The 12,637-nt window shown below is 67.7% G+C and carries 7 protein-coding genes; 5 read left to right on the top strand and 2 right to left on the bottom strand.

The genetic code is table 11. The features are described from left to right. Positions 1-53: 53 nt before the first annotated feature. From G7Y29_RS01775 to eccB, 3 genes are read left to right on the top strand one after another with little or no spacing between them, the layout of a single operon-like run. Positions 54-2,093 (top strand): DUF6541 family protein, encoded by a 2,040-nt coding sequence (locus G7Y29_RS01775; protein WP_165003543.1) that lies wholly within the window; start codon positions 54-56, stop codon positions 2,091-2,093. Then, on the top strand, positions 2,090-4,204 hold the full coding sequence (locus G7Y29_RS01780) for a DUF6541 family protein (RefSeq protein ID WP_165003545.1): 2,115 nt from the start codon (positions 2,090-2,092) through the stop codon (positions 4,202-4,204). Before G7Y29_RS01775 ends, G7Y29_RS01780 begins: the two co-directional genes overlap by 4 nt. Before the next feature lie 35 nt (positions 4,205-4,239). Beyond that, positions 4,240-5,487, top strand: coding sequence for a type VII secretion protein EccB (gene eccB, locus G7Y29_RS01785; RefSeq protein WP_165003547.1), 1,248 nt, complete (start codon positions 4,240-4,242; stop codon positions 5,485-5,487). On the opposite strand, the gene G7Y29_RS01790 is transcribed toward eccB, so the two are convergent. Both G7Y29_RS01790 and eccD read right to left on the bottom strand, forming a co-directional pair. Next, entirely contained in the window at positions 5,484-6,611 is a 1,128-nt protein-coding gene (locus tag G7Y29_RS01790; RefSeq protein ID WP_249399776.1) for a S8 family serine peptidase, read from the bottom strand. The genes eccB and G7Y29_RS01790 overlap by 4 nt on opposite strands. Then, on the bottom strand, positions 6,611-7,930 hold the full coding sequence (gene eccD / locus G7Y29_RS01795; RefSeq protein ID WP_165003549.1) for a type VII secretion integral membrane protein EccD: 1,320 nt from the start codon (positions 7,928-7,930) through the stop codon (positions 6,611-6,613). The genes G7Y29_RS01790 and eccD overlap by 1 nt, the downstream gene beginning before the upstream one ends. Before the next feature lie 135 nt (positions 7,931-8,065). Here eccD and eccCa point away from each other — a divergent pair, with 135 nt between their 5' ends. Next, the gene (gene eccCa / locus G7Y29_RS01800; protein ID WP_165003550.1) at positions 8,066-11,698 is read left to right on the top strand and encodes a type VII secretion protein EccCa; all 3,633 of its coding nucleotides are present in this window, start codon (positions 8,066-8,068) and stop codon (positions 11,696-11,698) included. Beyond that, positions 11,695-12,573 carry a type VII secretion-associated protein gene (locus G7Y29_RS01805; RefSeq protein ID WP_165003552.1) on the top strand — a complete coding sequence of 293 codons (879 nt, stop codon included), beginning with the start codon at positions 11,695-11,697 and terminating at the stop codon, positions 12,571-12,573. The genes eccCa and G7Y29_RS01805 overlap by 4 nt, the downstream gene beginning before the upstream one ends. Positions 12,574-12,637: the final 64 nt, after the last annotated feature.

Below are 12,637 nucleotides of genomic sequence, written 5' to 3' on the forward strand. Positions count from 1 at the left end.
GCAATAGAATCACCTAACGTTCGTAGGAAAGTTTCGGCAGGAACGGAGCGGCAATGACGGCAACCGGCGCCTTGGCGGCCGCGATCGCCTTATTCGTGCTGCCCGGATTCTTCATTTCCTGGGTCGCAGGAGCGAAGGCGCCGGCTGCGGCGGCGAGCGCGCTGCCCGTGACGTTCGGCGTCATGGGAATGAGTGCCTGGATGTGGGGGGAGACAACCGCCCCGTTCAACATGCTCACCTTCGGCATCAGTTTCCTGTTCACCCTGGGCTGCGCGGTCGTGTGGCGCCGGTTCATGGCTCGGCCCGGTAGGGGATTCAGCTTCGACGCTTACTGGGTACTTCCGGCCCTGGGAGTAGTCACGGGCGCGTGGATGCTGGCATCCGACCGGTTGAAGTGGCTGGACCGCCTGCCCCACGGCACCAACACGATCGTCCAAGGCTGGGACGTGCAATGGCATGCCAACGTCGTGCGCTACATCATGGAGGAGGGCGTGGCCTCCCCGACCCGCATGGGGGAGGTGCGCAACCTCGAGACGGCGGGCCATCTGTTCTACCCCTCAGGATTCCACGCGGGCACGGCGCTTTTCGCGCAGGCTAGCGGCCTGGAGGCCATTCCTGCGCTGAACGTCGCGGCGGCGATTCTGCCCGCCCTGGCGCTCCCGGCCGCCATGGCGTGTTTGGTTTTCGCCATGACACAGTCGCGCGGTGTGACCACGCAGATCGCGGCTGCTTTGGCCGCGATCGCCAGCTACGCCATTCCGACACTGATGTGGGTGCCGGATTACGTGGGAATGTGGCCCTACATGTTCGCCGTCTTCATCGCCGTCATCGTTGTCTGGCAATTCTGCGCCGTGCCGGAACGGCCCGAGACGGCGTTACCCGCCGCCGTGGGTTTCATGGGCGTGCTCGTCGTTCACCCGTCGGCCGTGACCATCGTCGTCCTCGGGGTCGCGCTTTACTGGCTGACGAGGCTTGTCTTCGTCCCGGTGCGCTCGAGGCTGAAGGACTTCTTCTGGCTGGCTGCCCCGGCCCTTGTGGCGGCTGGGTTGTTCCTCCCGCAGATCGTGCAGGGTTCGGAACAGGCCGAGGAGGTTTCTGCGGTGGAGCCGCCAGGGGAGAACGTGGACCCCGCCGGCGCATGGGCGACGGTCTTGCTCATGCGAACCCGCCACTCGCTGCAGTTCTTTCCCGACTTCAACCCGGTGCCTCTACTCTGGCTCGCGGCTGCCGGAGCTGTCGCGCTCATTTTCTGGCGTCGCCAAATCTGGTCTGTGGTCATGTTCGCTATCAGCGCGCTCGTGGTTGTCAACGTCCTCGAGCCCTTCGGCGGGTGGCTGCAGGATGCCCTCGCCGCGATCAGCAGCCTGCACTACAACACCGCGCACCGCCTGGTCATGCCGGTGAGCATGCTCACTCTCGCGGCCGCTGCCGTTGGTGCCGCAGTGGTGATACGGGTGCTCACACTCGCGCCTCTGGCCGCGCGGAACGGGACGGCGGCGTGGACGCGGGCGACTGCCGCTGCAGCGCTGGCGCTGGCGGTCGCGGCGGGTGCCGGGACGTGCTGGTGGGCCAAGGACAGCGCCTACGACGGCGCGAAGGAGTCTTTCGTGGGCCCGCGTCTCGACGACCGGATGGTCAACAACAACGACCGCATCGCGTTCGACTGGCTGGGCTCCCAGCCCGCGGCCCGCGAGGGCTTGACCGTTGGCGAACCCGCCGACGGTTACTCGTGGCTCTACGCCTACAACGGTGTGCCCACGCTGGACAAGCATTACGACGGCGGCCGCGGCTTCCGTACCGAACTCCTCCAGCGGCATCCCGACGCGCTGGGTGAAGCGGCCCCGGTGGACCAGGCAGCCCGCGACCTCGACGTCCGATTCATCCTCAGCAGCCCGGGCAACTTCTGGTGGGGTCAGGTGCCACCGTATCCACAACTCAAGGGGTTGTGGGCGAGCGAAGGGGTCACGCCCGTGTTCAAGCGCGGCACCACAGGCATCTTCGCCGTCAACGACGCCTTCACGCGATCGGAGCTCCACGAGATGCGCCGCGACGCACAGCGCAACGGCTCCGAGGAGCTTCCGGAGGTCCAATGATCGAGACACTGCCCGTCATCGTTTCCGCAGTCGGCCTGTTTGTCATCCCTGGAGCGGTTATCGGCTTGGCGGCAGGCATGCGCCCGGCGTGGGCGCTCGCCGCCGGGGCCGCCCTTACCCCCGGTGCATGGAGCGTGCTCGCGTGGGCTTACGGCGAAGCTGGGATTGCAGTGACGAACCTGTCGCTGTTTCTCGGCACGGTGGTGTTCATCGGTCTGGGCCTTCTGTGGAGGTTCGCGTACGGCGCAGTGGGGGAGCGTTCGTCGTGGCGTCGAGAAGCGGTGCCCATAGCTGGGGTCCTGGCCGCCTTCTCCATCCTGATGACGCGCACAGTCAACGTGTACCGAGGTTTGCCGGAGGGCTTGTCAACGCCGTTTCTGGGCTGGGACGTGCACTGGCATGCCTCCGTGATCAAGTTCATCACCGAGACCGGGGTCGCGAGCTCCGCCCGGATGGGCGAGCTGCAACACGTGGAGACCCATGAGCTGCTGTACTACCCCACGGGCTTCCACGTAATGGCGTTCGCGCTGCACGAGCTCACGGGCCGCGACATCATCTACGCGCTGAACCTGACGTCGTTGGTGCTGCCCGGGATCGGCCTGACGATTTCGGCGGCGCTGCTGGCGAAGCTGGTCATTGGCAAGCGCGGCTTGACGACGTCGCTCGCGGCCGGGCTCGCCCCCATCGTCGCCGTGGGTGTGCAGAACCTCTTTTACTCGGAGTACCACATGGGGGCGTGGCCGTACCTCGCGGCGATGTCCATGGCAGGTATCGCGGCGTGCGCGATAGCCAACACCCCCCGCGACGCGGCGAGCGTTCCCGCCGCAGGGCTCACTCTGGCGGGCGTGTGCGCGCTGCACCCGTCGCCTGTCACCGTGGTGGTTTTGCTCGTCGGTTTCTGGTGGCTCTTCGCCGGACTCCGTCAACCCAACCGCGTGCGCAATACCCTCGTCGTGGTAACAGTCGGCGTCATCGGCGCCCTGTTCATGCTGCCTCAGCTGCTCGCCGGAAGCGGTCAAGCGGAGGAGGTGGCGGAGTTCGCCGAGACGCAGCTCGACATCTCGCGCGCGGAGTCATGGCAGCGCGCGCTGGAGCTGCAATGGTCCGCAGAGCAGCACGTCCCCACCCAGTGGTGGCTCATCACAGCCGCGATCGTGGGTGCGGTCATTCTCGTGGTGTGGCGGCGCACCTTCTGGCCCGTTCTGCTCCCACTGCTCTTTATCGCCCTGACTGCCCACGCCCTGGTGTGGTTTGACGGCCCGGTCGGTGCCTTGTTCGGGGCGTACACCTCCTTGCACTACAACAATGCGCACCGGCTCGTGCTGCCCACCGCGCTGTTGTATGCGGTGTTCGCGGCGGTGGCCGTGGCGGGCATTGTGCGGTTCGCCTGCCATAAGCTAGCGCCGGGGGCGCCTCGCTGGCTGAGCATCGCGCTTGTGGCTGCCATCGCTGCGGCCCACGTGCAGTGGCAGCAGCGGCCGTTCAAGGTGTTCTACGACGCCGTGATCGAGATAAGCGCCACCAACGGGACACTCGGGGAGACCGAATTGGCGGCCTTCGAGTGGTTGACAACTCAACCCCGCGCGTACGAGGGGCTCATCGCCAACAACCCCGGCGAGGGAACGGGCTGGATGTACCCGCTGCACGGCCTGCCCTCCCTGCACCGTCACTACCTGTACCCCCCAACCCCGGTGGACTCCGCTACGAGCCGGATCTTCCAGATCCCCAACCTGCTGGGAACCGGTCTGACCCAGCGCAGGGACTACGCCAACATCGCGGACTTCGCGGCCCGTGACCTCGACGCAACCTACTACATTGTGTCCCCGCCCGGTTTCTGGGATTACCTGGAACCCATTCCTGAGCAGGTGGACGGACTGTGGACCGCGCCGGGAGCTACTCCGGTGTACCGCAACGGGCGCACAACCGTGTTCGCGATCAACGCGAACTTGACTGACGATGAGATTCGCGCCGCGCGCGAGTCGGGGGAGAAAGCCTCGCCCGGCGGCCTTCCGCCGCTGCCCTTCGATCCCTCCCAGGGCTTCCACCGCCCCACTGAGTGGGACCGGGAGGCCGCGGAGGCCGACGCTCGGCGGGCACCTGCTGTACGCTGAACCCCGAGTTCTAGGACACTATTTCGGGGGAAATCATGTCTGCACAACCGCCACGGCGGCTCCTGCCCACCACGCGTTCCCAGGTGTCGGGCCATAGGTTCATGCGCCGGCGCGTGGAGCACGGGCTCATCTTCGGCGACATCCGGATGATCCACGACCCGCTAGCCTCACGGCAGCGGGCAACCATCTTCAGCGGGGTGGCCGTTGCTCTCGTCGCGGCGATCATGGCGCTATTCGCCTGGTTGCGGCCCAACGCCGATCCGGGGGATGCCCCGATTCTCCGGGCGAGCAGCGGTGAGCTCTACATCAGGGTGGACGGGGTCGTCCACCCCGTCACCAACCTCACCTCTGCGCGGCTGATCGCGGGGGCGCCGGAGCAGGCTCAGCGCATCGGAGACAGCAACCTGCTGGAGTTGCCGCGGGGAGTGCCCGTCGGAATCGTGAACGCGCCGTCCGTTTTCGCCCCCCGGGGCTCCGCGGACGTGGCCTGGTCGGCGTGCACGCCTTCCGACCAAGTGGCGGTCTTCGCCGGTGCGCCGGCGGTACCGCTTGAGGGGGCGGCATCAATCCTTGCCTCCGCCGACGGCAGGGAATGGCTGGTTGATGGCCGGGGCCGCAGCCTCCTTCCTGCCGCAGACAGCCCGGAGGGGCGGATCATCCGCCGCAAGCTCGGCATCGATTCCGACACCCCGCGCTGGAACCCGCCCTCCCAGGTGCTCGACGCGATTGTGGAGCAAGCCCCTCTAGCAATTCCTGAGCCGCTCCCCGAGATCGCCGTCAACGGCACAGATTCGTGGGCGCTGAGCGGGCAGGGCGGCGTCCAGTCGCTATCGCGCGTGCAGCGCGAGATTCTTCTGGAGGCGGGTGCGCCCCGCAGGGACATCGCGGGTTCGGAACTTGCCGCGCTCCCCGATGCCGATCCTCCGCTGGAGATCCACCTCCCGGATCGAGTCCCGCAGTGGGTGGATCCCGAGTCCGGGGCATTCTGCGCCAGTGAGAACCGCGTCGCGGCGATCATGCCCGAGCCCGCGCCGTCGATGGCTCTCTCGGGCGGCGCGGTGGCCACCCAATTCGCGGGGCTTGACGACGGAGCCGTAGCCGTCGACACCGGCCACGGATTCCACGTGGTGTCGGCCAACGGTGTGCGCCACCCCGTCTCGGACCGAGGGGCCCTCGACGTCATTGGCGCGGAGCACATTGAACACGTGCCGTGGGAGATCATCTCGCTCTTGCCGGAGGGTCCGGCGCTGACTCAGCTCGATGCCCTCACCGCGACGTACTAGGCAGCGCGGGGCCGCAGAGCGGATCCTACAACGATTACCAGCACAAAAACTGCGAGGGCCGAAGCGAACTTGAGCCAACGCCCCGGAGCGGCGGAGGTGTGCCCCCGGGCCGGGCCCACGACCATGCGGTCGGTGTGTTCGAGCGCATCCGGTGCGAGCTGGGTGGCCACCGCGAGTGGGTCGATCGCCCCGCCGCTGGGTTCTGCGGAGGCTGCGACGATCTCGCGCACCCGCGCGGGGGTGAGATCGGGCCGGCGTTGCTTGAGTAGCGCCACGGCTCCGGTGACCACAGGGGCGGCGAAACTCGTGCCCTCGAAGGGAAAGACATCTCCCTTCTCGTTCACGGTCCCGCCTGCCCACCCGTTCCCGTCCGGCGACGGTGCGGCCGCGACGCGGCCGGCGGCGGAGAGCTGGAGCGACCCGGCTGGGACGCGAATGGAGTAATCCGCGACTGTGTGCGGGTCCGAGCGGGAGCCGACGGCAAGCACGGTGGACGAGTGGGAGGGGAAGACGTGGGACCCCTGCGGGCAATCGCCGGTGAGGTTTCCCGCTGCCGCGACGACGACGGCACCCTCCGCTTCTGCCCGGCCCAGCGCCGCGTCCAGGCCGGCCACGTCCACGCGAGGCGCGACGCGGGGATCCACGCAGGAGACAACCGAAATGTTGATCACGTGGGCGCCGAGGTCGAGGGCGTTGTGGATGGCACCAGTCAACGTCTGCAGGCTTCCCGAGCCCGCGGGTTCGGCCGAACGGAAATGCGCCGACGTCTGCCGGATAGCGATAACCTCGGCGTCCGGGGCGATCCCCGCCGTGTTTCCCGCGATCGTCCCCGCTACGACCGTGCCGTGGGCGTCGCAGTCATGGAGCGGATCGGGCGCGCCGGATACCACGAAATCCGCACCGGGCACGACCTGATCGAGCTCGGGCGAAGGAGCCACCCCCGTGTCGATGACGGCGACGCGCACGTCCGCCCCCGTGGCAAAGCGCCGCAGCTCCCGCGCCGATTCCGGTGTCGCTGGGGCGTCGACATGAGCCGGGACGGCGCATGCGATGTCCTGCGCCGCCGCGTACGGGGTTATCGGAAATACCGCGCACGCTGCCATCGCGGCCCAGACCCGACGCATCACAACCCCCTGATGAGGTCGAACACGCCGAGGAGGTGGACACCGAGCGGGAATACGGCGATGATCGCGGCCATCTCGGTGCGCTCCAGCCACACCAGCGTGGTCGGTTCCAGGTCGGGCACTCGCGCCGACCACATTGGGGCGGTCAGGGTGAGAGCAGCGGTGAAGAACGCGAACCCCACCCACACAGGGTGCGGTTCGACGGCGTTGGCCGCCGCGAGGGAGGACGCCACCACCGCCCCCAACGCGCAGAGCGCCAGAGCGACTCTCGGCCCGGCACCGTGGTGGCGGAATGAGTGGACGAGCAACGCGCCCGCCACGCACAGGCAGAACACGTACACCCACCCGCCGCCGAGTAACCCCAGCCGCGCCAGCGCAGGGAGGACGCAGAGGGACACCGCCGACGCGATGCCGGTGGTGACGCGCCGCGCGACGCGGCTGCGGTCGTCCACGTCAGCCTGGTAGTCGTCGGCCACCGCGAAAGTCTCCCCGGCCGTGGGCACACGCGGAATAGCGATGCCGGAAGCGCGGGTTGCGATTCCGGGTGTGAGGATCACCGCCGCCAGGCCGGCGAGGACCACGGCCGCGGCTGGGGCAGTGTTTACCGGCAGCCATGCCGCGGCCGCCCCCGCAGCCAGCAGGACGGCGGTGGTGGAAAGAATGGCGGCGAGGCGAGCGTCGACAAGCTTGATCACAGCCCCACCGCCCGCGGCGGCGAGGAGTGCGAGTGCGCCGGCCAGCACACCCAGTGCGGGTTCCGAGACGTCCACCCACTCGCCGCGTGGCCCCGCGACCCACCAACCCGCCGCGGCAGCGGTGGCGACCGCACTGAGCGCGAACAGAACCCGGGAGCGGGCGACGGCGGCGACCGGAAACAACGAGACTGCCGCCGCGCCCACGGCGGGAAGCGCGCCGAACAGCATCCCGACGAGGACGTACACCATGACGGCACCCGCGCAGGCTGCGGCGGCATCGAGCCCGTGCGCCCGGCCGCCTTCATCGGCTGTTGCCGCGAGCGACTCGGCCGCATCGCGTACCACCGGAGGGGTGACGGGCTCGCGCGGGCGCAGGACGACCACTTGGCCGTCGCGGAGCCGCTGCTGGTAGAGGGGCCGCGCCGGGTCGAGCACGGCGCCCGCAACGGTGGTCACCTCCCACGGGCGGGAGATCGCGGGCAGATCCACCAGCCGAGCGAGTTCGGGGAGGATCTCGGCGAATGAGGACGACGTTGGCAGAGTGATGTCGATGTCGCGGTGAAACGCAGCGACGTCGATACGGACAGTGACGCGCACAATGTGGTGCGCCGAAGTAGCAACCATGAAAATTCCCCCGGTGAGCTGCGCGCGGACCCCCGTCGCCGCGCATCTGACTCAATTATTGCCTACAATCTGCAGCGCGTCCACAGCTCGGGTGACGGGCGTGGAAAGTTTCGGGGGAAACAAGGGGGAATAGCCGTGCTCGGCCTCGACCACACTGCCGTTTTGGCGTCGCAACCTGCGCATGCCGCCGACCCTGCGCCGCCACTGCCCGAGGGCAACCTGGTCGCGGAACCGGTTCCGGAGGCGCAGCGCGACCAGCCGCAACCGCTGGTGAAGATACTCATGCCGGTGGTGATGGTCGCAGCGATCGGCGCCATGGTCGCGGTGGTCGCGCTGTCTGGCCGGGCGGTCAGCCCGATGATGATGATCTTCCCGCTCATGATGGTGCTCAGCGCCATGATGATGATCAACCCCCCGGAGAAAACCGGGGACATCGATGAAACACGCCGCACGTACCTGCGGCACCTCGACGCGCTCGCCGCTGCGGCGCGCCGCAATGCCGACCTGCAGCGCAACCACTCTTCCCACTTCCACCCGGAACCCTCCGCGCTGGTCAGCGCTACCCCGACATCTCGGGTGTGGGAGCGGGGAGCCGATTCCCCCAAAGCCCTGGAAGTGCGCCTGGGTACGGGTGCGACGACGCTGTGCACCCCGATCGAAGTCTCTGACCCCGGCTCGCCGGAGGACCTCGACCCGGTGTGTGCGGTCAGCCTGCGCCGGACGGTGGCCGCAGTACACACCGTCACCGGGATGCCGATTGTGGTCCAGCTCGGTGCCTTCCCCGCGGTGTCGCTTGTGGGCCCGCGCGCCGCCGAGGTCGCGCGGGCGGTGCTGTGCCAGCTCTGCTTCTTCCACGGGCCCGAAATGGTGGGGATGATCAACCTCCACGGGGACCCGCAATTCGAGTGGACCAAGTGGCTTCCCCACACACGGGAGCCGGACAACGCCGCGTTCCGCGTGGTGCTGGCAGACCCGGCCCACGAGCACGCGGCTTTACTCGACCCGGGTACCGACTGCGTGATCGTGGTCCACCCGGATCCCGACCACATTGCCGACGAGGAAACGTTCCAGCTCGTCTGCGACGATGTCATCCTCGCCCGCACCCTCCAGGGGGAGGAGGTGCTCGGCGCACCGGACCCTTTCAGCACGAGCGAGGCGGAGCTGGTGGCCCGCCACCTGGCGTTCTACCGGCGCCCCGACGATGCCGGTTCTACCGGCCAGGCAGGCGAGCTGCTGCCCATGCTCGGTTTCTCCGACATCGACGACCTCAACCCGCACTCCATGTGGCGGGGTAGGGAGGGCACCCGCCAGCGCCTGGTCGTCCCCTTCGGTTCTACACCCGATGGCGCTCCCGTCCACCTAGACCTGAAAGAGTCGGCGCATGGCGGCATGGGCCCTCACGGGTTGTGCATCGGTGCGACGGGTTCAGGTAAGTCGGAGCTGTTGCGCACGCTGGTGACTTCGCTGGCGGCGACCCACTCCCCCGAGGAATTGAACCTCGTGTTGGTGGATTTCAAGGGTGGTGCCACGTTCCTCGGCTGCGAGGGGTTGCCGCACACCTCGGCGGTGATCACCAACCTCGAGGACGAAGCGGTTCTGGTCGAGCGCATGTACGACGCGATCTCCGGCGAGCTCAACCGGCGCCAAGAACTGCTCCGCAGCTCGGGCAATTTCGCCAATGTGACTGACTACACCAACGCCCGGCTGGGTGGCCGCTCCGACCTCGGCGCGTTGCCCGCGCTGGTGATCATCGTCGACGAGTTCTCCGAGCTCCTGGGTCAGCACCCGCACTTCGCCGACCTCTTCGTCGCAGTAGGCAGGCTGGGCCGCTCGCTCGGCGTCCACCTCCTTTTGGCCTCGCAGCGTCTGGAGGAGGGCAAGCTGCGCGGCCTGGATTCGCACCTGTCGTACCGCATCGGCCTGAGGACATTTTCGGCTGGGGAGTCACGCCAGGTTCTCGGTGTTCCGGACGCCTACGAACTCCCCGGAGAACCGGGCAGCGGGTACCTCAAGGCGGGGTCCCCGGATCTGACTCGGTTCCGCGCCGCCTACGTGTCCGGGCCGCTGTCCCGGCGGAGAATGGAGACGGACCCCGGCGCGCGCCCGAGCGTCGGTCTGTTCCGCGGGTGGGAGACTCCCCAGCTTGAGGAGGTTGGGATCACGGTGGACGATTCGACCACGCTTTTCGACGCCGTCGTGGCCAAGGCCCGCGTATCAGCTGAGGCCCGCGGCCTCAGCGCCCACAGAGTGTGGTTGCCTCCGCTGCCGCCGGTGGTCGAACTGTCCGCCGTCTGCGAGTCGCCGCAACCGTTGAGCGTGTCTATCGGGCTGGTGGACGACCCGTACCGCCAGCGCCAGGACCACCTTGTAGTGGACTTTTCCTCGGCGGGCGGACACCTGGCCATCGCGGGTGGGCCGCAAACGGGCAAGTCTATGGCGCTGCGCACGATCGTGGCGGCCCTCGCGGTGACGCACTCCACGGCTGACGTCGCGTTCTACGTCATCGACGCGGGAGCGGGGCAACTGCAGGATCTTGAAGTGCTGCCCCATGTCGCCGGAACGGCCGCGCGCGCTGAGGAAGAGAAAGCGCGGCGCATCGTTGACGAGGTGCTGGGCCACATTGACAACCCTGACAACCCTGACAACCCTGACAACCCCAGGGTCCGCCACATATTCCTCGTCGTGGATGGCTGGCACGCCGTCGTGGCGAACGACTCCAAACTCGAGGACCTGCGCGATTCGCTGGCCAGGATCGCGTCCGAGGGGCCCGCCGCTGGAGTTCACCTGGTGGTCTCAACACAGCGGTGGAACGCGATCCGAACCAACGTGCGCGACCTCATCGGTACCCGCCTCGAACTCCACATGAGCGAGGCGACCGATTCCCTGATCGACCGCAAGAACCAAAAGAAGGTGCCAGTCCTACCTGGCAGGGGCCTGGCCCCTGACGGCAAACACATGCTCGTGGCCGCGACCGCGAAACAGGATCTCGCACACATCGCCGCCCAAACTGCGTCGCAGGCCCGCGTGCCGCAGCTGAAGGTCCTGCCGCATTACGTCTCCGCCAGGTCGCTTATCGACGCCCCATCGGCCCAGCGTCTTCCCATGGGAATCGGCGGGCCGCACCTCGACGCCTTCCACCTCGACGCGGCCCACCTGCTGGCCGTGGGGTCGCGGGGTTCCGGTAAATCGACCCTGCTGGCCACACTCATCGCGGGAATCAGCGCCCTGCCGCGCGACGACGCCAGAATGGTCATCATCGACCCGCGCCGCACGCACCTGAACGCGAGCGGGTCGGACATGGTGGCGGCCTACGGCACGGCGGGCTCGGTGGAAGAAACGGTGAAGGCGACCGTCGAGACGCTGTCCTCGCGCTTGCCCGGCGCCGAGGTGACGGCCGAACAGCTCGCCACCCGCTCGTGGTGGCGAGGACCCGACATCTACCTGGTCATTGACGACCTCGACCTGCTCGGGGACGAACCGCTGCGCCCGCTTCTTCCGCTTTTTCCGCACGCGCACGACATCGGGTTACACCTCATCGTGGCCCGGAAGTTCGGTGGTACGGGCCGCGCGTTGTACAGCGGTGTCCTCGCCGCACTGAAAGACCTGAACCCGGACGTTGTCATCCTCGACGGAAACCGCGACGAAGGCGCCATATTCGGCGTCAAACCCGGGCCCATGCCTCCGGGGCGGGCGACCTTTGTCCGTGGCGGGGAGAACGTCGGAACCATCCACATAGCCACCCTCGCACCGGAGGAGGAGCACGCGTGACCACCACCCACCCGGATCTGACCATCTCTATCAAGCAGTCGTCCACCGCGTTCGAGGGGTTGGCCAACGTCCGGCGCTACGACCGCCCCAGCGCCTCCGAGATTGCGAACTACGTGCGCAGTGTGGTCGGACCATCGCCGCACGGTTACCACGTCCACATTGAGGCGGAGGAGGATGAGTTCCAGCGCGTCGCGCAGGCTTTGGCGGACTACGACGTCACCCTCACCCATGACCAAACACAGGGGGAGGGAAGGCACGCCCTCAAGGACCCCGAGCCGATCGAGGTCGAGCGGCCCTCGGCCGATAGTGGTCAGCATCGCTCCTCGTGGCTGGTAGCGGCGTGCGTCGGGGCGGTCGTCGTACTGTGTGCAGGTGCGATCTGGGCGACGATGTCCGCGCTGGGCAGGAACGAGCCGGAAGTACCGGTGGCGCCGGAGGAGACGTCGACAAGCGAAGAGCCCGCTCCCGCGGCGGTCGTCATCTCCCGGGAGGGGCTGATGGTGGAAGCCCCCGCTGGCTTCAAGGTCGAACCCGATGGCGACATGTGGCGGGCTAGCGGCGAGGACCCGAACTTCCGCTTGCAGCTGGCAGTAGACCCGCTGTACCAACTGCCGCCGGCTGCGCTTATCGAGCAGATCCTCACCGAAATTGAGAACGACCCTCAGGTGGAGCTGCTCAACAACGAGGGCTCCGCGCTCACCTACCGTGAGACGGGCACGGACGGCTCTCAAGCTCTGTGGAAAACGTGGGTTGAGGGCGGGCACCATATTTCCATCGGGTGCCACTCGCGTTCGGCCCCGACCCAGGTCCAGGCTGCAACCTGCCGAATGGCCGTAGATTCAGCGACCTTCAACGCCGAGCGCGCCGCCGGTTAAAAAAACTTTGTCAGGGAAGGGAACCGCACAGGCTTCACGGCAGTCCAATACATATGAGGCCGAA

The sequence above is a fragment of the Corynebacterium qintianiae genome (assembly GCF_011038645.2).
GTDB lineage: Bacteria > Actinomycetota > Actinomycetes > Mycobacteriales > Mycobacteriaceae > Corynebacterium > Corynebacterium qintianiae.